Consider the following 22,676-nt stretch of genomic DNA (forward strand, 5'->3'; position numbering starts at 1 on the left):
AGTCAGGATTTTCTGCCCCTTAAAATTGCCCAGGGATCCCCCCAAGAAGGCTTAGAAGGCGATGAGACAAGGCAGATCCCCCCACCACCTGCCTGCGGAAGTTGCTGCAAATCTTCGACCTTTTTTACTCAGTGCAAAAGTAGCCGGGCTGCCACAATGGTCAAAGAAGGCAATTTGGGCAACAACGGCATGGAGGGCCACAAGGAGGCTGCAGCAGACATTCGCCAGATCAGGGTGACGGAAAAACAGCAGGGCTTGCGGCTGGATCGAGGATTGGCAGAGCAACTGCCGGAGCTGTCGCGGTCGCGCCTGCAGCAGCTTATCCGCCAGGGCCAGGTTTGGCTCAATGGGCAGCCCTGCCGGGATAAGGATCGCCCCCTGCAAGCTGGGGATGAAGTCGAGGTGCGGATCCCGCCAGCCACCCCGACTGCCCTGCAGCCGGAGCCGATCCCCTTGGACATTCTTTACGAAGATGACGATTTGCTTGTGATCAACAAGCCCCGCGGTTTGGTGGTGCACCCCGCCCCCGGCCACGCCAGTGGCACCCTGGTGCACGCCCTGCTGGCCCACTGCCCCCATCTTTCAGGCATCAACGGCGAGCTGCGTCCAGGTATTGTCCATCGCCTTGACAAAGACACCACTGGTGCCCTGGTGATTGCCAAACACGATCAGGCCCACCAGCACCTACAAGCCCAGATCCAGGCCAAAACCGCCCGGCGCATCTACTTGGGGGTGGTGTTTGGCCGGCCGGCCCAAAGCCAAGGCACCGTCTCTGCCCCCATTGGGAGGCACCCGGTGGATCGGCAGAAAATGGCCGTCCTGACCCCTGGCCAAGGGCGAGTGGCGGTAACCCACTGGCAAGTGTTGGAGCGGCTGGGCAACTACACCCTGATGCAGTTTGAGCTGGAGACCGGGCGCACCCATCAAATTCGGGTGCATGCTGCCCACATGCGCCTACCCATTGTCGGGGATCCCCTCTACACCCAGAGCAAAACCAGCCCTGTTAAGCTGGGCGGCCAAGCTCTCCATGCCTGGAAGCTCTCCTTTGTTCACCCGCGCACAGGCCAGCCGCTGCAGTTTACCGCTCCCCTGCCGGAGGAGTTTGAGCGGCTCTTGCGGCAGTTGCGCAGCCAGGCGGGCTAGGCAGCCTCTGGGGTTTCCCCCTTGCTTTGCCTGGTCATTGCAAACGGCTGTGGAACAGCTGGTTGGTTGATCCCCAGCTCCCCTCGCCCGCAAGGGGTGAGGGTCAGCGGCGAAGGGTCTTCATCTTGTTTGAAACGATTATGCCCAGTTGTCCCCACACCCGTGGGGGTGAACCCGGCCAGAGAAGAGAATTAAGACAATCTCACATCTGCTGGGATCCCTTGCGTGGATGGGTAACACTGAAACTAGGTCGCAGAAGCGGCGCGTAGCGCAATCTCAAGGAGCCGAACATGAGCAAGAGCTTGCTGGAGCAGTTGCGACAGATGACTGTCGTGGTGGCTGATACGGGGGATATCAACGCCATCGAGAGCTTTAAGCCGCAGGATGCCACCACCAATCCCTCTTTGATCACAGCGGCTGCCCAAATGCCCCAGTACCAGGGCATTGTCGATGAAACCTTGCTCAAGGCCCGCCAAGAACTGGGATCCAAAGCCGACATCAAAACCGTGGTGGCCCACGCCATCGATCAACTGGCCGTGGCCTTTGGCGTGCGCATTTTGTCCATCATTCCTGGCCGGGTCTCGACAGAGGTGGATGCCCGCCTCTCTTACGACACAGAAGCCACAGTTGCCAAAGCCCGCCATTTGATCGAGCTCTACAAGGCGGCAGGAGCGGATCCCAAGCGGGTGCTGATTAAAATTGCCTCGACTTGGGAAGGGATCCGGGCTGCCGAGATCCTGGAAAAAGAAGGGATCCATTGCAACCTCACCCTGTTGTTTGGCTTGCACCAGGCCATCGCCTGCGCCGAAGCGGGGGTGAAGCTGATCTCGCCCTTTGTGGGCCGCATCTTGGATTGGTACAAGAAACACACGGGCCGGGAGAGCTACCCTCCTGCCGAAGATCCGGGGGTGCAGTCGGTAACCCAGATTTACAACTATCTGCGCAAATACGACTATCCGACCGAGGTGATGGGGGCCAGCTTCCGCAACATCGGGGAGATCATCGAGTTGGCCGGCTGTGATCTCCTGACCATCTCGCCCGCCTTGCTGGCGGAGCTGCAGAACACCGAGGGTTACCTGGAGCGCAAGTTGGATCCAGAAAAAGCCAAGCAGATGGATATTCCCCGCCTGGTGATGGACAGAGCCACCTTCGACCAGATGCACCGGGAAAACCGCATGGCCTCAGAAAAGCTGGAAGAAGGGATCCAGGGCTTCTCCAAAGCGCTGGAGGTGCTGGAAAAACTGCTCACCGAGCGGCTGCAGAAGCTGGAGGGTGCCAAGGAAACCATTACCCACGCCGCCCAGGATGTCTTCCGCCTCTACGACCTGGATGGGGATGGCTTCATCACCCGCGAGGAGTGGATGGGGGCAGATCGCGTTTTCGATGCCCTGGATACCAACCAAGATGGCAAAATTACCCCTGAGGAAATGTTGGTCGGCCTAGGGGCGGCGGTCTATCTGAAGAATTAGCCGCTGGCAGCCGGCCTGGGAAAACCTCAAGGTCTATGGGCGAGAACTTTCGCCACATCGGAGACGGGGTGGCCGCCCTGGAAGCGCAAGCCCGCCTGTGGATTGCCCAGCGGCTGCAAGGGATCCCTTACGATCCGCCGCCGGGGCCAGCAGCCAGGCAGGTGCTGCATTGGATCGAGACGGATCTGCTGCCGCGCCTGCAGCAAACCCCCCAGGAGCCGGAGAACCTGCTGCATGGGCTAGGGGGCGGCTATGTGCCCAGCGGCCCTTCCGGCGCCCCCACCCGAGGCCGAGTGGACGTGTTGCCCACGGGGCGCAACTTTTACTCGGTGGACATTCGCGCCATCCCCACCCCCACCGCCTGGCAGGTCGGCTCACTGGCCGCCGAGCGGCTGGTGGAGCGCTACGTGCAAGAGCAGGGGGAATATCCCCGTCGCCTGGGCCTATCCGTTTGGGGCACTTCAACTCTAAGAACTGGCGGCGACGATTGGGCCGAGGCCCTGGCGCTCTTGGGGGTCAAACCCCGCTGGGATGGAGGACGGGTGGTGGACATCGAGATCCTGCCTGTAGCGGTTTTGGGCCGCCCCCGTGTGGATGTAACCTTGCGCATTTCTGGCTTCTTTCGCGATGCCTTTCCCAATCTGATTGCCCTGTTTGACCGGGCCGTGCAGGCCGTGGCTGACCTGGAGGAGCCAGAAGCCGACAATCCCCTGCGGGCCCACGTGCTGGCCGATACCCAGTACTGGCAGGAGCAAGGGATCCCAACGCAAGCAGCGGCGGAGCGGGCGCGGCTGCGCATCTTCGGTTCCAAGCCAGGGGCCTACGGGGCCGGCCTACAGGGGCTGATCGAGGCGCAAAACTGGGAAACAGAAGCGGATCTGGCCCGCGCCTACCTCAACTGGAGCAGCTACGCCTACCGGGCCGATGGCGAGGGAGAGCCGGCCCCCGAAGCCCTGCGGCGGCAATTGGCCCACCTGCAAATTGTGCTCCACAACCAAGACAACCGCGAGCACGACCTGCTGGACTCCGATGACTACTACCAGTTTCAAGGGGGGATGGTGGCGGCAGTGCGAACGCTCCAGGGCCGCAACCCGCGGATTTACTTCGGGGATCACGCCCGTCCCCACAACCCTAAGATCCGCACCCTGGCCGAAGAAATTGACCGCGTCTATCGCGCCCGCGTGATCAACCCCAAGTGGATTGCCGGCGTGATGCGCCACGGCTACAAGGGCGCCTTCGAGATGGCTGCCACCCTGGACTACCTCTTTGCCTACGACGTCACCACCCATGCTGTGCCGGATTTCATGTACGCCGGCCTGGCCCGCGCCTACCTATTGGATCCCCAAGTCCAGCAGTTCCTGCGATCCCGCAACCCCTGGGCGCTGCGGGACATGAGCGAGCGGCTGCTGGAAGCCCACCAGCGGGGCTACTGGCAAGAGCAGGCCCTGGAATTGCTGCCTCAGATCGAAGCCCTGATGCTGGAGATGGAAGCCTACCTGGAATCCCGCTCTCCCGTGGCGAGAGAAGGTTAAGTTCTGCTAAGATTTTTTCATCCAAACCAGTTGTGGAGGGATCCCAGGCCATGAGCAAATCTGAGCTGTTGCGAGAGATTCTGGGGCCACTGTTGGAGGACTACCGCTACTGGTTTGAGCGTTCTCGCCGCTTTTTGCAGGAAGAGACCCTGGAATTGATCAGCCCAGAGGAGCAACAGTCCTTGCTGGAACAGGTTCTGGCCGCTCAAGCGGAGCTACAGGTGGCCGAAGCGCTTTATCAGGCGTCCGATCAAGAGGTTGGCATCGACCCTGGGCTGATGGCAAAATGGCATCGCCTGCTGATGAAATGTGCCGAATTGGGCCGTCGATTTCGCCAGATTCACCCCTCCTCTGACCTGTGATGCTGCAGATTCTCTACCTCATCGCTTTTGTGGCCATTGCCTTTTTGGCCCTGCGCAACTTGGTTGCCAATGTCATCACGTTGGGCGTGGAAGAGCGCAAGGCCTCTCCTCGTCGTGCCCGCAAGCGGATCCCTCACCCAGAGCTGCTGGATGAAGATGGCAACCTCACCGAGGAGCCTCTACTGGTGATTCGCTCGGCCAGCTTGGAAGAAGCTCGCAGCCGTTTGGAAGATCTCTATTCCGGCTCGCCGGACGAAGATTAGGGGAGTTTCTTGGGCTTTCTCTCTTGGGCGTGGCTGCACTAGCCTGGGAAGGTACTGCGCGCCATTTGCCCGAGCGTCTGGTGGGCGAGTCAACGGAGATGGGATCCGACTTCAACGTGGAATCGGTGCTGGAGGCGGTGCTCGGCAAGCTGAAGGTTTTGGCGGAAACGGGACAAACCTTTGGTCAGCCGATCACTATTGGTGAGACGATTATTGTCCCTTACATGTCCTTGCATTTTGGCTTGGGTGGGGGAGGGGGCAACTTCGGCAAAACTGCTTCTGGCTTTCGCGGCAACGGCGGTGATCCGGCCAGTCTGTTCGGGGGAGCGGGGGGTGGGGTGCGCATCGAGCCAGTTGGCTTTCTGGTGATCCGAGGCGAGCGAGTGGAGCTGCTGACCACCGTCCAGAAGCCCGACCAGTGGAACCAACTCAGCGAGACTCTGGTGCCCCTGTTGCAGCAGTGGCTGCAAAATCGTGCCGGCAACTCCTGAAGGGACTAGCCGCGAATGGAGAGGCGGGATCCCTGGGGAGAGGGTTGTACCTCAATGCGGCGGGGGAAAGCATCCTGCAGGCTGGGGATGTGGGTAATCACCAAGATGCAGGCAAAGTCTGGGGCAATGGCGTTGATGGCAGCCAGCAGTTGGGCGCGCCCGGTGGCATCCTGGGATCCAAACCCCTCGTCGATGATTAAGGTTTGCAGGTCGGATCCCGAGCGCTGGGTGAGCAGGCGGGACAAGGCCAGGCGAATGGCGAAGTTGATGCGGAAGGCTTCTCCACCGGAGTAAGTCTCGTAGGGGCGGGTGCCGTGGGGATCGGCGATGAGGATGTCGAGGGTGTCATAGGGACTCCGTCCCGCTACGGAGGACAGCTTGGCCGGTGAGCAATAGCGTCGCCCGGAGCGCTGGGTAACCAATTGCAGGTGCAGGCGGTGTTGGGTCAGGCGGGCCAGGATCTGGTTGGCCTGGGCTTCCAGCTCGGGCAGGACATTTTCGACGATCAGGGCGGGGATGCCGTTGCGGCCGTAGGCATTGGCCAGCTCTTGGTACACCTGCTGCTGGCGGCGGGCCTGTTGCAGTTGCTGTTCCAGCTCGGCCTGTTCCGCCTGCTGTTGAACCGCCTGTTGTAGCCGTTGTTGGGCGGCCCCTATCTGAGACAGCACCTCATCCAGCCGCCGGCGGTGCTCCCGCAGGGTTTGGCGGATCCCTTCCAGCTGAGCAGGCAAAACCTCGGGATGCTCCGCCAGTTGTTGCTGAAGCCGTTCCAACTCTTGGGTGGCCTGGGCAAAGTGCTGGCGGCTTTCCTGTAGGCGTTGGGATAAGGCTTGGGTGCGGGCTGCCACCTCCGGCAGTTCCTGGCGGGCCACCTGTAGGGCTTGCAGGCGCACCGGCCAGAGTTGCGCTTGGGCCAGTTCGGCTTTCACCTGCTGGTGCAGGGATCCATCGTAGCCCAGGTGGTTTAACGCCTGTTCCACCTGAGCCAACCGCTCCGCCAGGGGAGAATCCGATCGCGCTAGCGGGCCGGAGTCCTTGGATCCCACCTGTTGCAGGGTTTCCAGTTGTGCCTGTAGAGATGCGATTTGCTCGCAGAGGCGAGAGCGGCGCTCTTGGGCCTTGCGGAGTTCTTGAGAGCGGCCCAGGGCCCAGCGCCAGCGCTCCAGTTCTCCCCGTTGTAGGGCGTGCTCGCGCTCGTCATAGCCCAGTTGGTGCAGGGCCTGCTGGATCTGCTGGAGCTGTTGCCGAGCTTCTTGAGCGTAAGCTTCCCGGTCAAGGATTTCCCTCAACTCTGCCGCCTCTGCTTGCCAGAGCTGGATTTGCCGACAGCGCTCCTGCTCGGCTTCCCACTGCTGTTGCAATCGCCCTTGAAGGTGCAGGCGCTCATCCCAAGTGGCCAGTTCTTGGCTAAGACGGCGGTATTCTTCTTGCAAGAGTTCGATCTCCCGGTCGGCCACCGCCAGTTGTTCGCGGATAACAAACAGTTCGCCGGCAATTTCCTCTTGACGCTCGCGGTGTTTTTTCAGCACCACATCCCGCAGGCGCAGGCTGAGGGGACGGGCGCAGAGGGGGCAAGTCCAGTGGCGACGGCGTTGCGGAGCCATAAAGCCGGATCCCTGCGGCTCTGGTGTTGGCGTTGCGGGGGATGACTCGGCAGGTTGACCGGCGGAAGATAGGGCCGGGGATCCCTCCTCTTGTTCTGCTGTCTCCTCGACAAGGGCCGTCACTCTCGCCAAAGTGGGGGTGACCTGATCTCGTTCGCTGCGCGGAGCACTTTGAGCGGAAAACACCTCTTGACCTTCCTCCCAGGTGGTCACCAGCAGGCGGCAGCGTTCTTCTTCCTGTTGCCACTGTTGCTGGAGAACCCGCTGGCGTTCCTGGAGCTTTTGCACGAACAGCCGTCGTTCTTGGACTTTTTCCAACACCTGCTGCTGGTAGAGACGCCGTCGCTCCAGCTCTGCCAAGGCGGCCTCTCCTTCGGCAATTTTCTGCTCCAGGTGCTGCTGCTGCTGGGCTAGAGTTTCCCGGCTTTGTAGTTGCTGGCTGAGAAGCTGAACGCGGGCTTGCAGGCGTTCCCGCTCGCGGCGGATTTGCTCTTGCCAATGCTGTTGCTGCTGGAGAAGGACGGCGGCTTGAGCTTGGGCTTGGTTCAGGGCCTGGAGACGCTCTTGAGCTTGCTGGTAGTGGCGCAGGCCGATTTCGATGCGCTCCTGTTCTGCCAGCAATTGGGCATCGGCTTGGGCCTGGGCTTGGCAGGTGGCCAACTCCTGTTGCAGCCGTTGCATCTTGCGCAGTTGCTGCTGTTGCTGCTCTGCTTGCTGGGCTTGCAGCTTTTGGCGTTCTTGGAGCAGATGCTGCTGTTGCTCGAAGAGGTGGTGGAGATGGCGATCTTGGGCCATCAGGGCTTGGTAGCGTTCGTAACCCGCCAGGATGTCTTCACTCTGGGCGATCAGCTCTTCCAACTGGAGCAGGTGCTGTCGCTGGGCACGCCACTGTTGCTCGGTGTGCTGTAGGTTGGTGCCGAGCTTTTGCAAGTGTTGGGTGAGGTGGTGATGGCGTTCCTGCAAGGTGCGGTGATGTTCGTAGAGGCGCTCTAGGGCTTGCAATTCCTGCTGTTGCTGGGCTAGGAGTTGCTGCAGATGGGTTTGCTGTTGTTGGAGTTGCTTCAGTTCGGCTTGGATTTGGCCAAGGTGGGCCTGTTGTTGGTCGAGCTGCTGCAGGCGCTCTTGGAGCAGATCGGCTTTGAGCTTGGCGCTGCGTGCCCGTTCCCGACAGCGCTCGGCCAGCAGATCGTACTGCCCCAGCTTGAGCATGTCGGCCAAAATTTGCTTGCGCTCGCCAGGACGCTTCAGGGTGAAGGCATCCGCTTGTCCTTGTCGCAGATAGGCAGAGTGAATAAAGGTCTCGTAGTCGAGGCTGAGCTGACTTTGAATGGCCTGTTGGGTGGCGCGCATGCCGCGGCGGGTCAAGCTACGCCAGCGAGGTTGGCCGTCGGTTTCTCCGGTTTGAATTTGCCACTCCAGGGATCCCTCGCCCGATAGATGACGGCTGCGCAGGATGCGGTAGGTTTGTCCTCGGGAGCGGTAGATCACCTCTACCCAGGCTTCGCTGGCCCCCTTGCGGATGAGATCGCTATCGTTGCTGGCCCGGCTTTGCCCCCAGAGGCCCCAGGTGAGGGCATCGAGCAGGGCAGACTTGCCTGCCCCATTGGGGCCACAGATACAGGCGGTGTGGATCCCGCGCAGATCCAAAACGGCGTGAGCGTAACAGAGAAAATTGTGCAAGGTTAGGCGAACCGGGATCACGGAAAACTCTGAGGGGCTCTGGTTGCCAGAAAAAATGGGGTTGAATTATTTAATCCAGAGTATCGCGTCAGCGGTGCGGAGCATCTTGAAGTTCTTGGCAGGATCCCAAGTCTTACCTACTTTTTGGGGTCGCGTTGGTGGCGCAGAGCGCTTGGGAGATGCCCCTACTTTTGGGAATAAGCTGCTGGCCTGGGATCCGGTCGCAGCAGCCGCTGACACAGTTGGGCAATCTGGGTGGGGCTGGCCTCGTCCAGCCAGCGGTGAAAGGCTTGGGATTCCTGAAGGCGGCCCATCAGCAAGGTGGGGATCTGCTCCGGGCCGTCCAGTTCCGCCAGCCATTGCCGGGGAAAGCCAGTTACTGCAGCCAGATCCTCGGGATCCCGTCGGCCTGCTTGCCACAGCGCTTGCAGTTGGGCAATCTGCTGGGGGATCTGCTCCCAGCGGTGGCCAGAAGCAGTCAGGATCAGCGTTTGCGGCTGTGCCTGTTGCAGCAGTTGGGCCAAGTCCGCCGGTAGCCAGGGCCAGCGGGCCAGCACCAGCTTTGCCCCTTTTGGTGGTGGAACAAGGTTCTCGGCCTCCTGCCCGTCGTAACAGATGGCCCCTTTCAGCGAATCCGGCAGGGGTTTCTGCCGAAAATCTTGGATCTCTATGGGGGGAGCAGAAAGGGTGGGTGCCTGCCACTCTCCCGAAGGGCGCACTGCCAGCACCTTGCCCTGCCAAGGCTGTTTGCCCCGGTCATCCGCTTCCAACTGGAGGGCGATGTCCAAAGCTTGGCATTTTTGCCAACGCTCCAGCTCTTCTCCGGCCTGCCAAAACCACAGAGTACGGGATCCCGGCGAGCCTTGGAGTTCAAACTTGAGGTGGCGGCCATTGCGGGAGACTCCCAGGTTGGAGCTATTGGGACGGAAGTTCATCAAGGCAACGACGGGGTTGGGGTTGCCGTGCCCAAAGGGCTGCAGAAGCTGCACCTGCCGATACACCTCATCCAGCTCTGCCACCCCGTCCCGGCCCTGAGAGGCCAGAAGCTCCCAGTCGAGGATAATCTCCACCGCCAAGGCGCGAGCCTGCTGATCCGGGCTAACCCGCGCGGCCAGCTCCCGCTGCAACGCCAGTTGCACAGTGGCCAGGCAAGCCAGATCCACTTGGATCCCGGCTGCCATAGGGTGTCCACCTCCCCCCAGCAACAGGGGGCGCACGGCCTCGATGGCCTCCACCAGGTTCACCCCTGGCAGGGAACGGCCCGACCCATAGCCCCGTCCCGCCGCTTCGTCTTTGGCGATCAACACCGTCGGGCAGCGGTACTGCTCCACCAAGCGCGCCGCCGCGATCCCCAGAACCCCTGGGTTCCAGCCGGCTTCCGCCAGAACAATGGCTCCTTCCCGGGTCAGATCCAAGCTCTCTACCTGTTGGCTGGCCTCTTGGATCACTTGCTGGGTGAGCTGCCGGCGCTCTTCGTCAAGGGCAACAAACCGTTGCACCAGCGCCTGGGCCCGCTCTGGATCGGAGGTGGTCAGCAGCTCCACTGCTAAGCTGGCGTCTTCCAAGCGGCCAATGACGTTCAACTTGGGGGCGATGCGAAAAGCAATATCCTGGGCTGTCGGCGACCTCTGGAGCTGGCCGTTGCTAACCTGGGCCAGCAGAGCTCGCAACCCCGGGCGCTGCGTACTGGCCAGCACCGGCAGGCCCCGCTGCACCAAGTAGCGGCACTCCCGCTGCAACACCGCCACATCGGCCACAATTCCCACCGCCACCAGATCCAGGTGCTGCTCGACACCAGGGATCCCTAGGGCTTGGTAGAGCGCCTCCGCCAACTTGTAGGCCACTCCCACCCCCGGCAAGAAGCGCAGCGGATGTTCAGCCGGCAATCGCAAGGGGTTGACCACCGCATAGGCAGCGGGCAAGGGATCCGGCAGCATGTGGTGATCCGTCACGATCACGTCCACCCCCTGGGCTTGGGCCATGGCAATTTCGGCAGCATTGCCCACCCCGCAATCCACCGTCAGGATCACTTGGCAGCCCTGGGCCAGCACCTGCTGTAGCCGTTGAGGATTGAGCCCGTACCCCTCGGTGCTGCGCAGCGGTATGGAGAACTGGACTCGGAAGCCCAAGGGTTGTAACGCCGAGAGCAGGAGACTGGTACTGGTGACACCATCGCAGTCAAAGTCCCCCCAAATGCACAGGGTCTCTTCCCTTTCCCGTGCCTGCAGCAGCCGCGCCACCGCCCGCTCCAGATCCGGCAGGGATGCTGGTGGTGTGGGGGAATAGTGTTCGGGATCCACGAAGGCCTGCGCCTGCTCCCAGGTGTGCAGACCCCGCAGAGCCATCACCTTGGCCGCATACTTGCCATATTCCCGGCTCAGTTGCGGATTGAACTGGGGGGGAGTGGGCAGCAGCTCCCAGCGGTATTCCATGCAAGCTCGACAGGGATAAAGGTTCCTAGGAGCCTATCAAAAACTGCCTGGGGAGAAAAGCAGCTTGGGATCCCCAAGAAGGCCTGGTGACCTGCTTATTGACAGCAGTGGGAAGCCACACAACAAGCGGAAGGGTGCTCGTGATTGTGGGTGGCACAGGCTTCGCTGCAGTAGAGTTGACCTTCGTAGCGATAGCCTTGGCTGCTCTCGAAGCTGCAGTTGCAGTGTTCACAGGCGCAACGGACAAGGGTGCTGGCAGACATGATTTTCTCTCCTTCTTTCTCGTTTTTTCCTAGGGATCCTCTTGTCGAAGATCCGCGTCTCTACACCCTAGCGGTTGCTCGGCAACGATGCTGAAACAAGAATCAGAATCATTTTTGGCACTTCACCGATTACAGCCTATGAATTAGGATACAAGTATCCGAGAGAAAAGAGAGATATATACCAGTCTATTTGTTAGATTTATCCCAAAGAGTTGTGGCAGCTTATCAGGCAGGCAAGACCTCCACTCGCCAGGTAGCGGAACAGTTCATGGTAACCCAAAGAACACTGCACCACTGGGTGCATCAGTATCAACAAACTCAGGATTTATCCCCCAAGAAAGTCGGCACAAAGCGAGTAGGTATTCTGGAACAACACCGGCAAGAAGTTATGACGGTCATTGAAAGGCGCCTGAACTATTATCCGTGGTAGTATCAAGAACTGCTACGAGAGCAACTGGATACTGATGTGAGTGCTGTTACGATAGACAACTTTTTAAAAAAGCGAGGAATGACGCTAAAAAAGAATTACCGCAGTGTAAAAATCAGAGAAGAGGAGGTGCAAAGGCAACAATTAGCCTATAGCTAAGAAGTCAAGAATATACCAGTGGAAGATATAGCTATTCTAGACCAGACAAGGGTGTGAGAGGCAATGGAACGGAGGGGTATCTCGGAGTTTACGCAGTCAAAGAGCTTACAGTTACCGTCAGAGATGCAAAGGGAAAAAACATAAGATTATTGAAGCTATTTCCTGGAGAGAGGCAGTAGGCTGTTGTGTTATCAAGGGTGGAATGCGGAAGAGCAATTTTCTGGAGTTTTTGCAAAGTGACTCATGTCCGGAACTGGATGCGCGGAAGGTGGTGATTAGAGTTCGGAAGTGGAGGGTTTGATTCAAGGAACAGGTGCGCGGATCATAGACCTGCCTGTGTATGCACCAGAGTTGAATCCGATTGAGAGGATGTGGTCGGTATTGAAGCCTTTTATCCGGCAGTTTTCCAGAGCCGGGAAGTATGGGATGGAGCAGATAGCAGAGACCTCTTGACTACTCATCAATCCATTCTGCTTCCGAAGTTGGTTTGCTAGGTGTTGCTACTGTGCCCCTTGATTCCTTAACAGGCTGTACTGCTCCATCCCTATGCACGAAGAGGGATGCCGCCGCCCTAATTACTGGGAAGAGACTCCCAGATACTTTGTCCCTCTAATGTCCCTCTAGTAAGAGGTACTGCACCACGAAGCACTCAGTGCCGCCGCAGGCGAACAAGCTGGCGGAGTTCGCAGTTACTGTATCAAGAAGCCGTCATAAAGGGCGGGGCTTGTAACCCAGTTTTCTGGTCAATGTGGCGTTGGCATCTCTTTGTGCTTTATCCTGAGGGGCGATAAGCTAAAGTACAGCAACAACACAGTCCTAAACTGGGAACTTTATTGATGCCTCCGCGCTCCTCTTCCTCCCAGAGTGGCTCTACCCCATTCCCCTTTCTGGAGGGGCGGGGTGCTGCTGACGGTGAGGCTGAGTCGAGCTTACCGCTGGGACAGCGTCTGCTGCGGGCGGGTCTGATCTCCCAATCCCAGTTGGCTCAGGCTCTGCGAGAGCAACAGCAAAACCACCTCAAGTTGGGAGAAGTGTGTCTCGAGCGCGGCTGGCTCACTCTGGCTGATCTCTACCGCTTCCTGCCCAGCCAGTCCCTTTCTCTAGGAGAGATTTTGGTGGCGCTGGGCCATTTGGATTTCGAGCAATTGCGGGTTGCTCTGGCTCAACAGCGTCGCTATGGGCGGAAATTGGGGGAAATCCTCACCTGGAAAGGTTGGGTACAGCCCGCCATTTTGGATCGCGCCTTGGATGTCCAGGTGCAACTGCAACGGATGGCTTCCCCCAATGCGTGGGAAGCACTGCAGCCATTTTTGGCCAGGGATCCCAAACCCGAGGTTCAGCTTACCCCCCAAAGAGCGGCAACTCCTGGCCGAGAAGCTCTGGCCCAGGATTTGGCTGTACCCGAAGAGGCCAGGAGAGAGAGTACGGTTCAGCCGCCGAGTCTTGAATCTGCGGCTGGGGGAGATTCCATCCCTGGAACATTAGCCGCGGCAGCCTCGGATCCCTTTGCCGATGAGCCTCAACCGGCCACCTTGGCTGACTACCGCAAGCAAGTGGAAGCCTTGCGGCTACAAATCGAGCTCCAGGAACAGGAATGGGATCGGATCCTGGCCAACATGAACCAGCAGATTGCCGATTTTCAAAACCAGTATCAGCAGCGCATTCAAAAACTGGAAGCCACCATTCGTCTCCAGCAGGCGGAGCTCCAGCACCAGGCTACGCTGCAGCAGGATTTGCGGGTTTGGCGGGAACAACTGCAACGTCTAGAAACGGAGCTGGCCCTTGCCCGCGCTGCCGAGCAGAAGGCGCAGCGGCAGTTGCAAACCCAGCGAGATTGCTATCAGTCGGAACTGGAGCAGTTGCAAGAGCAAATCCAGATTCTGCAGAAACGCCGGTTGGACTCGGTGCCCAGCAGCGTTGTGGCTGACCTACGCGCCCAATTGGAGGCAGCGCTTCATCAAATCCAGCAGCTCCGATCGGAGCGGGATCAGTTGCAGGCCCAACTTGCCCAGCAAGCTGCAGAGTCAGAGGCTGCTCTATCCCGGCATCTGGATTCCTTCTGGCCAGAGCAGGTTGCCGCCTTGGAGCAACAGATTGCGGAGCTGAGGGCCGCTTTGCAGATGTGGCAAGAGCGCTACGCCCAGCTACAGCAAGAGCACGAGGCCCAAATGGCGCGGCTTTCCGGCTATGTTCCCCCAGAGCAGGTGGAAAGCTTACAGGCGCAGCTACAACAACTGCAAGCGGAAATAGCACAGCTGATGGCAGCCAACCGTGACTACGAAGCGCACCTTGCTCAACTGGAGGAGCAACTGCAGCAGAGCCAAGCCCTGATCCACCAGCTCAGGGCAGAACGGGCCGAGGCCGACCAGCGCATTGTCCAACTGGAGGGATCCCTGCAAGCCCGCCAAGAAGCCTTGGAGCAAGCTCAACAACAACTGAAAACGATGGGATCCCGCCTCAGCGCCCTTCAACAGCAGCAGGCCAACTTGACGGTGGAACTGCGAGACGCGCGAGAGCTGCTAGCGGCCTACCGACAGAGCTTGGAGACTTTACAGGAGAACCTCAAGATTGAGCAGAATCGCAACCGTCTGCTGCAGGTGAGTTACGAACAGCAAAAGCTGATCGCCGAAGCAGCCCAAGCCCAGTTGAGAGCAGCCAACTTCTCTGGTTCAACCGCCAAAGATGAGCCAGCACGTTCGCGTGAGCGAAACGCAGTCCTTACGAGGAGACTGGAGGAACCTGCGACCGATGCCGGGGAGCTTCCCGCCAATCCTGAGGACACGCCGACGGATCCTTTGCTGGCGGAACTCACCCCCTGGGCCAGGCATCTGTTCCAAAACTTGCAGGCAGCGGGCTTGCTGGATCGGCCCCAGATCCAAGACATCCTCAGCCGCTGGCAACAGTCGGGGGGCAAGCTAACCGCGGTCATTGGCGAGTGTACCGGCCTGAAGGCAACCACGGTCGCATTAGCGGTGCGGTTCCCGGTAGGGTGCCGGAGGCATAGCACTTTCAAGTTCTTTGCGGATGGGGGGTATTCTGCCCGTTTGTCGGGGTGCCGCACGGTGGGAGAGTTCCTCAAGGCTGCCGACTTGTTGGCTGCTGAAGTGCTGGAGTCCTTGCCGCCGATGGATGAATCTTCGCCCCACTGGGGGGATCCCTTGGTGGAGCGGGGGTTATTGCGACCGGAGACGCTGCAGTATTTTCGCAAACATTTCCTGCCAGCTTCTGCCAGCGGATGCTGAGATATGCCAGAACTCCGTCCGAGCGCCGAGACCGTCAAGCGGATGAAGGTCTTGCCTCCACAGCACATTGTCGGGCAGGAGATGGCGGCACGACTGCTTGTGGCGGCCCTGGAGAAGGGGCGGGTGACTTCCAGCTACTGCTTCTTGGGCCCCCAAGGGGTGGGGCGGAAGCTGATGGCCCGTTGGTTTGCCCAGGCCCTCTTGTGCGAATCCAGCTCCGGGATCCCTTGCGGCAAGTGCTCCCACTGCCGTTGGCTGCTGGCGGGCAACCATCCCGATCTCCACTGGGTCAGCCCCACCTACCTGCACCAAGGCCGCCTAATTGCGGCAGACTCCCCGGAGGCGCAAACCTTGCAACGGCGCTCGCCGCCCCAAATTCGCCTGGAGCAGGTGCAGGGGGTATCCCGCTTCTGTGCCCGCAAGCCGATTCGAGCCCAGCGAAAGGGCTCCGCCCCGCTAAAGGACTCCGTCCCGCTTACGCGATCGGGAGCGGTGGTGGTGCTGGAGGGAGCCGAAACCTTGGCGGAAAGCGCTGCCAATGCTTTGTTGAAAACCCTGGAGGAGCCAGGCCCAGCCCATATTATACTCATCGCCCCCCAGGCGGCCTCGCTGTTGCCGACGCTGTTGTCCCGCTGCCAGATGGTGCCTTTTCGCCGCCTCAGCCCAGAAGAGGTCGACCGGGTGCTGAGTGGGTTGGGTTGCCCAGATCTGGCAGGGATCCCTCGATCCGAGCTGATTGCCTTGGCCCAGGGCAGCCCCGGCTTGGCCTTGCTGGCCCACCAGCACCTGCAGCAGATCCCGCCGTCGCTCCTTGAGGAACTCAAACGTTGGCCCTGGCACTCTTCTCTCCAGCAAGCATTGGAATTGGGCAGAGCGGTGGCCAGTTTGGAGCTGCCGGCACAACTGTGGCTGATCGATTATTTGCAGCAGCATTTTTGGGCGCAGGGATCCCGTCAGCCGTTTGCGCCAGGGGTGCAGAGCGCCATCCGGCAGTTGGAACGCATTCGCCAACACCTGTTGCAACTGGTGCAGCCCCGTCTCTGTTGGGAGGTCAACCTTGCCAGCATTAGCCCGGGTGGGTGATGTGGTAGCTGCCGTCGGCTTGTACCCAGGCGATCTCCGGGATCCGACATTGGCGGGCATAGGCTTCGATCTCTTCAGGGGCCCGATCCAGCAATTCCAGCTCCACCGCCTCCGTTCGCGTCAGCGGTGCGGTGCACTCTTCTCGCCAGCGGGCGGCCAAGGCCAGCGCCGCCGGGATCCCTGCCGGCACCAGGGGCACCACCAACCGTTTGCAGCCCATCTCCTCGGTTTGGGGATCGGGGGGCAAGAGCCGCAGCAGCGTATCCGGCAGAAGGGTAAAGCCAATCCCCGGCTGCGAGGATTCCGTGCCGCCGCCAGCGCGACTGGCCTGCTGAGGGCTGTAGAGGGCGTACAGCCGGTCGTAGCGCCCCCCCAGAGCAATGACCTCCCCGCTCGCCACCGCCTGAAAAACGATACCGGTGTAGTAGGCCAGGGTTTGCAACAAGCTCAGATCCAGCACCACCCGCACCCCATGTTCCTCCAGCACCTGGCAGAGCTGCCGCAGATCCCGCAGCCGCTCAGGCGGCACAGGCAACTGAGCCAGGTCAGAAAGAACTGAGCCGGGCTGGCCCCGCAGCCCCAGAATCTGCAAGCCAATCTGGCGGGCGGCTTCCGGCAGAGGGGCCGATTCCAGGTAAACGTAGTCGAGCTGGGCAATGGCACGGCGCACTGCCGCTTGAGCCGTGGGGGCAACGGCGCTGAGCAAACTCTCGGTGAGGCTGACATCTCCCAGCAGCAGCGTCCAGGCGGCCTCCGTCCCGTTTACACAAGAAGAGATGCCGATCGAGCGAATGCAATCGGCCAGCAGCAGCAGAATCTCGGCATCTGCCAGCCATCCCCCTGCCCCGATCAGCTCCACTCCGGACTGAAAAAACTCCTGGCTACTGTAGGATCCCTCCTCCCGCCGGCTGTTGCGAAAAACGCTGCCGTGGTAGTAGAGCCGCAACGGCAAAGGCCCACCGGCTAGACGGGTGGCTGCCGCCCGCACAATGGAAGCAGTGAACTCGGGGCGCAGCCCCAGCATCGTCCCTTCGCCATCCCGCAGTTGCAGCACCGACTCAGCGCGGATGGATCCCCCCGCCAGCAGCGTTTCCAGCCGCTCTAGGGTGGGAGTGATGATGCGCTGGTAGCCATGGCGCCGGAAAACCCGGGTCAGCTGAGCCTCCAGCTTCTCCCGCCGTTGTACTTCCCGCGGCAGGAGATCCCGGGCACCGCTGGGGGGGCGCAGACTGCTGGAGACGGTGGAACTGGCCTCAGGGCGGGGATCCCAAAAGTGCTCCGCACCGCTACCGCGAGAGTGCTCCGCACCGCTACCGCGACCGTACACAGGGCTGCTCCAGCAGAGGATCCTGCTGCATCATACCGGATGTTGGAGGTCAGCTGGGATCCCGGGGAAACTCAGGCCACTCCCAGATGGGATCCGTGGAGCGCACTCGGTGCATTCCTGCTTCCGCAAAGCGGGCGAAAGCGGCCTCCGCCTGTTCGCTGAAATCCACAACGCCGGGGATCACCACCGCCGAGGTGCAGTCCTCCAGAAGGTAGACTTTCTTGGCCAAGCTGGGATCCGTGGCCTGGATCTCTTGCAGCAGGTCGCTCACCGTCCAGGCCACGCAGTGGCTTTTGGCTTGGCCAGCCACGATCAGGGCGTCAAACTGCAGCAGGTGGCAGATAAGAGGCTCATTTTTCTCGTCGATGGGATCCCCTTCCGGCCCAGTCAAAACCTCCGGGCTAAGCACGGAATAATTTTCCGTTAAGGGATTGGCTCCCTTGAGCTGCAGGCTGGGCTGGCTGCAGCGGGCCATGCTGTGAAAGAAAATCGCCTCCTCCACCGCTGGCACCAGGGCATGGCCAATCCCCCCCAGCATGGAGTGGTAGGGCCAGACGATGAGGGGATATTTTCCCCCCTGCTCCAACTGCTCGGCGTAGTGCAGAGCGTAGACCTGCAACCGGGTTAGATCCCCTTGGGTCAGGCTGGCGGCTACAGCCGGGTTCACCCGCCACCGCCCGCAGCGGATATCGGCTGCCGAAATGGCCGTGGCCGGCTCAGGATGGGCTCCCTGCGCGTCCACCCAAAAGACGGGGTGGAAGATCTGCATGGCCGTGTGGGTGTCGAGAGTGGCAACAATCTGGGTGATGCAGGCCAAATTGCGGTAGATGAACTGACAAAGCCGGCGATTGTCTTCCACCGCTCCCAACCCGCTGGAACCGGCCACAAACAACTCAAAGCCGGGAATGCAAAAGGTGTTCTGCACATCAATGAGCAGCAAGCCCACCCGCACCTGATCCGCCTCTGCCGGCGGGATCCCTTGCTCCTTGGCCCAGAGCTCGGCTTCTGCTGCCCGCTGTTGGTAGGGCACGCGCCAAATCTCTCCCACCCGCTCCGGATCAAAGTGGGGGGGAAGGCCCGCTGGAGCCTTAACAGTTAGCTCCTGTAGAGTGGTATTCATGGCGTTCTTCCGGTGGGGGCTGGATTGACCAGGCTTGCACCCGCTCAATAGAGTTGGACGGGTAACACTTATGGTTGGTTTCACTATAAGTTGGGGGCAAGATTTTGTCCAGATGGCCGCCTGTGTTCTCGGCTAAGTTTGGATTTGGCGTCTTGTTGAGACCGATTTTTCGAGCTTTTCGGGGGTTGCGGTGCTTCTGGTGGACCCCTACAAGCAGCCTTACTTATGGTAAGTTTCACTATAACCTTCGCAACAGCCCTCTGCTCGATCCCGCCGTTCCCCACTGGCTTCTGCCCCGAGGTTTTTCATGTTGAGCCCTGATTTCTCGTCGTTGCAGCCCCAAGACTATGGCTTGCTAACCGATCTGTACCAGTTCACCATGGCCGCTTGCTACGTGGGGGAAGGGCTAGAGGCTCAGCCCGCTGCCTTTGAGCTGTTTGTGCGGCGGCTGCCCACCGACTATGGCTACCTAATCGCCATGGGGCTCACCCAGGCAGTGGACTATCTGCAGCAACTGAGCTTCGCCCCCGAGGCTTTGCGAGCGCTGCGGGAAACGGGCATTTTCGCCGATGCGCCGGAGCGCTTTTGGGAGCTGCTGGCCCGCTGCCGGTTTGAGGGGGATGTGTGGGCGGTGCCGGAAGGAACCGCCATTTTCGCCAACCAGCCCCTGTTGCGGGTGGAAGCCCCCCTCTGGCAAGCCCAACTGGTGGAAACTTACTTGCTGTCCACCTTTAACTACCAGACCCTGATCGCCACCAAGGCGGCCCGTATGCGAGATGCAGCAGGGGATGAGGCCATTTTGTTGGAGTTCGGCACCCGGCGAGCTTTTGGTCCCCAGGCGGGGCTGTGGGCAGCCCGGGCGGCTCTGGCGGCAGGGTTCAATGCCACCTCCAACGTCTTGGCAGCCCTGAAATTGGGGCGCAAGCCGGCAGGAACCATGGCCCATTCCCTAGTGATGGCCATTGCTGCTCTCTCGGGAGACGAAACCCGCGCCTTTCAATCCTTTCGGCGCTACTTTCCCCAAGCTGCGCTTCTAATCGATACCTACGATCCCATCCAAGGGGCGCGCACAGCAGCCCAGCTCTTTGCGGCCAGAAGCCCAGATCAACTGGGATCCCAGGGGGAAATCGGCGGGGTGCGCATCGACTCGGGAGATTTGGAAGATCTCTCTCGCCGGGTGAAACAAATTTTGCCTCAAGGCGCCCCGGTGTTCGTCAGTGGGGATTTGGACGAATACGAGATCGAGCGCCTGCATCGCTCCCAAGCCCCCATCAGCGGTTATGGGGTGGGCACCCGCCTGGTAACTGGAGAAGGCGTAAACGGGGTGTACAAATTGGTGGAAATCAATGGGATCCCAGTGGCCAAAGCTTCCTTTGCCAAAGCCACCCTTCCCGGTCGCAAGCAGATCTTTCGCGGCCCTGAAGGAGACTTGTTGGGCCATGCTGACGAGCCCCCGCCTCCTGGCTACGAACCGCTCTTGCGCAAAGTTATGGAAAAAGGGCTGCTGCTGGATCCCTTGCCGGATCTGGAAGCCATTGCCCGCACCAGCCGCGCCTCTGTGCTGTGCCTGCCCCAGGGAGTGCGACAACTGCGCCAGCCGGATCCCTGGCCCACAGCCCTGACTGCCGCTTTGCAACGGTTGAAAGACCACACCCTTGGCCAGGAATGTGCCTCGGCGGGCCCTGCCTGAGGAGAAGGAGTCCCGCTGCACTATAATGTTCTAGCTTCAAGGTCTCCGCTTTGAGGTTTGAGTTTTGCCATTGGACTTGAGCCTCAGGCCATTTTGATTTTTGGTGTTTTCCTAGTCTTTGCCCCCAGCTCTATGACCCAACGTGCCCTAATTACCGGCATCACCGGACAGGATGGCTCCTATCTGGCCGAGCTGTTGTTGAAGAAAAACTACGAAGTTCACGGCATCATCCGCCGCGCCAGCACCTTCAACACCGACCGCATCGACCACATCTACGTGGATGCCCATGACCCCCAGGCTAGGCTATTCCTTCACTACGGGGATCTCACGGATGGCACCACCCTGCGCAGGATCCTGGAACAGGTGCAGCCGACGGAAGTGTACAACCTGGGGGCCCAATCCCACGTGCGGGTGAGCTTTGATGCGCCGGAATACACTGTTGATGCAGTGGCCATGGGTACCCTGCGTCTCCTAGAGGCCATCCGCGACTATCAGCAGCGCACCGGGATCCGGGTGAAGTTTTACCAGGCAGGCTCCTCGGAGATGTTCGGCCTGGTGCAGGAGATCCCGCAAAAGGAAACCACCCCCTTCTACCCGCGCAGCCCCTATGCCTGTGCCAAGGTGTACGGCTACTGGCAGACGGTCAACTACCGCGAAGCCTACAACCTCTTCGCCTGCAACGGTATCTTGTTCAACCACGAAAGCCCACGGCGAGGGGAAACCTTTGTAACCCGCAAGATCACCCGCGCCGTCAGCCGCATTGTGGCCGGCAAACAGGACAAGCTCTACCTGGGCAACCTGGATGCCAAGCGGGACTGGGGCTACGCCAAAGACTACGTCGAGGGGATGTGGATGATGCTCCAACAACCCCAGCCGGATGACTATGTGCTGGCTACCGGGGAAACCCACACTGTGCGCGAGTTTGTGGAACGGGCCTTCGCGCTGGTGGGCCTGCCGATTACCTGGAAAGGCTCCGGCCAAGCCGAACAGGGGTTGTACAAAGACCAAGTGTTGATCGAGATCGATCCCCGCTACTACCGCCCAACCGAGGTGGATCTGCTGTTGGGGGATGCTTCAAAAGCCAAGCGAGTCCTAGGATGGGAGCCCAAGGTGAGCTTCCCGCAGTTGGTGGAGCTGATGGTGCTGGCCGACTTGGAAGCCATCGGCCTGGATCCGGATCCCATCTTGGGGGAACGGCGCACCCTCAACGGCCTGCTCAGCGAAGATCGCGCTTTCATCCGCACCCAGCTGGGGGTTCACTACGACTGACAGGGTGAATACAACGGTGGAGACGGGATCCCAAAAGACAGCCTTGACCCCTTGTCCAAAGCAGGAACTAAACGCTTAATATAGTAGATCGCCGATTCTTTTGGTGGTTTGTACTCTTGCTCCCCAGCTGACCATCTCTTGCTGACTTTGTTTGCTGATTTCGGAGAAATGCCCGCATGTCCCGCTACACAGGCCCCCGCCTAAAAATTATTCGTCGCTTCGGGGGACTTGATCTGCCCGGCTTGACGCGCAAGCGCCCCAAAAATACCAACCCGCCCGGTATGCATGGCGCCGAGCGCAAGAAAAAATCCGAATATGCCATTCGCTTAGAAGAAAAGCAGAAGGTGCGCTTCAACTACGGGCTGAGCGAGCGGCAGATGATCCGCTACATGCGCAAGGCACGGCGCTCCAAGGGATCCACCGGTTTGGCCTTGCTGCAAATGCTGGAAATGCGGTTGGATTGCATCGTGTTTCGTCTGGGCATGGCTCCAACCATTCCGGCAGCTCGGCAGCTCGTGAGCCACGGCCACATAGAGGTTAACGGCCAAAAGGTAACCATTCCCAGCTATGGCTGCAAAGTGGGGGATGTGATTACGGTAAAAAACAAGGAATCTTCCCGCAAGCTGGTGGCCGCCTACGCGGAGTATCCGGGGTTGTTTTTGCCGGACTACCTGGAGTTTGACAAAGAAAAGCTGCGCGGACGCATCAAGGAATTGCCCCCCCGCGAGCAAATTTGCGCCCCGGTCAACGAGCTTTTGGTGGTTGAGTTCTATTCCCGCAAGCTCTAGGGATCCCCTTTTGTGGCCATTGCAAATTGCAGGGGAATTTTGGGCAGTTTGACGTTCTCCTCACCCTTGAGGCCGGGGGATTTTTCACGGTTTGTTTTTTGTAGCGTTTCCCCTGCTCATCGCTCCTGTTGGCGATGCGTAGCGTTAGCTAGACCGCCGGGAAGCCCTGCCCTCTGTTAGTGACTAGTGGCTAGTCACTATCCACTCACCACTATCCAGGGTGAAGGTCGGGATGAGAGGCGGGGACACTTTGGTTTTCAATGGACTGGCCTAAAACCGAGACGGTAACCCCACCGCATGAAGCAATAAGGTAGGATTCATTCCAGTAGATT

At 60.0% G+C, this 22,676-nt stretch carries 16 protein-coding genes and 2 pseudogenes; 12 read left to right on the plus strand and 6 right to left on the minus strand.

Going from position 1 to position 22,676, the window contains the following annotated elements; all coding sequences use genetic code 11:
* Nucleotides 1-189: 189 nt before the first annotated feature.
* The 6 genes from ACVWY9_RS12190 to ACVWY9_RS12215 all read left to right on the plus strand — a co-directional run bounded on the left by ACVWY9_RS12190 (nucleotide 190) and on the right by ACVWY9_RS12215 (nucleotide 5,260).
* Nucleotides 190-1,143 (plus strand): RluA family pseudouridine synthase, encoded by a 954-nt coding sequence (locus ACVWY9_RS12190; protein ID WP_414331111.1) that lies wholly within the window; start codon nucleotides 190-192, stop codon nucleotides 1,141-1,143.
* A gap of 290 nt (nucleotides 1,144-1,433) precedes the next feature.
* The gene (locus ACVWY9_RS12195) at nucleotides 1,434-2,612 is read left to right on the plus strand and encodes a transaldolase (protein ID WP_457388600.1); all 1,179 of its coding nucleotides are present in this window, start codon (nucleotides 1,434-1,436) and stop codon (nucleotides 2,610-2,612) included.
* A gap of 35 nt (nucleotides 2,613-2,647) precedes the next feature.
* On the plus strand, nucleotides 2,648-4,144 hold the full coding sequence (locus tag ACVWY9_RS12200; protein WP_457388602.1) for a cobaltochelatase subunit CobN: 1,497 nt from the start codon (nucleotides 2,648-2,650) through the stop codon (nucleotides 4,142-4,144).
* Nucleotides 4,145-4,194: 50 nt separating this feature from the next.
* Entirely contained in the window at nucleotides 4,195-4,506 is a 312-nt protein-coding gene (locus tag ACVWY9_RS12205; protein ID WP_457388604.1) for a DUF2605 domain-containing protein, read from the plus strand.
* Nucleotides 4,506-4,769: a DUF2973 domain-containing protein gene (locus ACVWY9_RS12210; protein ID WP_011432739.1), complete on the plus strand. Its 264-nt coding sequence runs from the start codon at nucleotides 4,506-4,508 to the stop codon at nucleotides 4,767-4,769. The genes ACVWY9_RS12205 and ACVWY9_RS12210 overlap by 1 nt, the downstream gene beginning before the upstream one ends.
* A 29-nt stretch (nucleotides 4,770-4,798) precedes the next feature.
* On the plus strand, nucleotides 4,799-5,260 hold the full coding sequence (locus ACVWY9_RS12215) for a GerW family sporulation protein (protein WP_457388606.1): 462 nt from the start codon (nucleotides 4,799-4,801) through the stop codon (nucleotides 5,258-5,260).
* A 5-nt stretch (nucleotides 5,261-5,265) separates the two neighbouring features.
* Here the strand turns inward: ACVWY9_RS12215 and ACVWY9_RS12220 are convergent, their stop codons facing one another.
* The 3 genes from ACVWY9_RS12220 to ACVWY9_RS12230 form a co-directional block, all read right to left on the minus strand.
* Nucleotides 5,266-8,565 carry an AAA family ATPase gene (locus tag ACVWY9_RS12220; protein WP_457388608.1) on the minus strand — a complete coding sequence of 1,100 codons (3,300 nt, stop codon included), beginning with the start codon at nucleotides 8,563-8,565 and terminating at the stop codon, nucleotides 5,266-5,268.
* Between the two features lie 164 nt (nucleotides 8,566-8,729).
* The gene (gene recJ / locus ACVWY9_RS12225) at nucleotides 8,730-10,976 is read right to left on the minus strand and encodes a single-stranded-DNA-specific exonuclease RecJ (protein WP_457388610.1); all 2,247 of its coding nucleotides are present in this window, start codon (nucleotides 10,974-10,976) and stop codon (nucleotides 8,730-8,732) included.
* Between the two features lie 95 nt (nucleotides 10,977-11,071).
* Nucleotides 11,072-11,239, minus strand: coding sequence for a hypothetical protein (locus tag ACVWY9_RS12230; RefSeq protein ID WP_083757636.1), 168 nt, complete (start codon nucleotides 11,237-11,239; stop codon nucleotides 11,072-11,074).
* A 178-nt stretch (nucleotides 11,240-11,417) separates the two neighbouring features.
* On the opposite strand from ACVWY9_RS12230, the pseudogene ACVWY9_RS12235 reads away from it, so the two are divergent.
* The 3 genes and pseudogenes from ACVWY9_RS12235 to ACVWY9_RS12245 all read left to right on the plus strand — a co-directional run bounded on the left by ACVWY9_RS12235 (nucleotide 11,418) and on the right by ACVWY9_RS12245 (nucleotide 16,150).
* Nucleotides 11,418-12,341 (plus strand): annotated as a pseudogene (locus ACVWY9_RS12235) (IS630 family transposase).
* Nucleotides 12,342-12,661: 320 nt separating this feature from the next.
* On the plus strand, nucleotides 12,662-15,067 hold the full coding sequence (locus ACVWY9_RS12240; protein WP_457388612.1) for a hypothetical protein: 2,406 nt from the start codon (nucleotides 12,662-12,664) through the stop codon (nucleotides 15,065-15,067).
* A 3-nt stretch (nucleotides 15,068-15,070) separates the two neighbouring features.
* A complete protein-coding gene (locus ACVWY9_RS12245; protein ID WP_457388614.1) occupies nucleotides 15,071-16,150 on the plus strand; it encodes a DNA polymerase III subunit delta' in 1,080 nt (359 codons plus the stop codon).
* Here ACVWY9_RS12245 and ACVWY9_RS12250 read toward each other — a convergent pair.
* Together ACVWY9_RS12250 and ACVWY9_RS12255 are read right to left on the minus strand one after the other, a co-directional pair.
* Entirely contained in the window at nucleotides 16,134-17,477 is a 1,344-nt protein-coding gene (locus ACVWY9_RS12250; RefSeq protein WP_457388616.1) for an ATP phosphoribosyltransferase regulatory subunit, read from the minus strand. The genes ACVWY9_RS12245 and ACVWY9_RS12250 overlap by 17 nt on opposite strands.
* Nucleotides 17,478-17,526: 49 nt before the next feature.
* Entirely contained in the window at nucleotides 17,527-18,597 is a 1,071-nt protein-coding gene (locus tag ACVWY9_RS12255) for an isochorismatase (RefSeq protein WP_457388618.1), read from the minus strand.
* 307 nt (nucleotides 18,598-18,904) lie between these two features.
* Here ACVWY9_RS12255 and ACVWY9_RS12260 point away from each other — a divergent pair, with 307 nt between their 5' ends.
* The 3 genes from ACVWY9_RS12260 to rpsD all read left to right on the plus strand — a co-directional run bounded on the left by ACVWY9_RS12260 (nucleotide 18,905) and on the right by rpsD (nucleotide 22,344).
* Nucleotides 18,905-20,287, plus strand: coding sequence for a nicotinate phosphoribosyltransferase (locus ACVWY9_RS12260; protein ID WP_457388620.1), 1,383 nt, complete (start codon nucleotides 18,905-18,907; stop codon nucleotides 20,285-20,287).
* Nucleotides 20,288-20,419: 132 nt separating this feature from the next.
* The gene (gmd, locus tag ACVWY9_RS12265; protein WP_011432725.1) at nucleotides 20,420-21,556 is read left to right on the plus strand and encodes a GDP-mannose 4,6-dehydratase; all 1,137 of its coding nucleotides are present in this window, start codon (nucleotides 20,420-20,422) and stop codon (nucleotides 21,554-21,556) included.
* A 176-nt stretch (nucleotides 21,557-21,732) separates the two neighbouring features.
* Nucleotides 21,733-22,344 carry a 30S ribosomal protein S4 gene (gene rpsD, locus ACVWY9_RS12270; RefSeq protein ID WP_011432724.1) on the plus strand — a complete coding sequence of 204 codons (612 nt, stop codon included), beginning with the start codon at nucleotides 21,733-21,735 and terminating at the stop codon, nucleotides 22,342-22,344.
* Between the two features lie 211 nt (nucleotides 22,345-22,555).
* Here the strand turns inward: rpsD and ACVWY9_RS12275 are convergent.
* Nucleotides 22,556-22,676: pseudogene (locus ACVWY9_RS12275) on the minus strand (IS200/IS605 family transposase); the annotation flags it as partial.

The sequence above is a fragment of the Thermostichus sp. OS-CIW-31 genome, assembly GCF_054060305.1.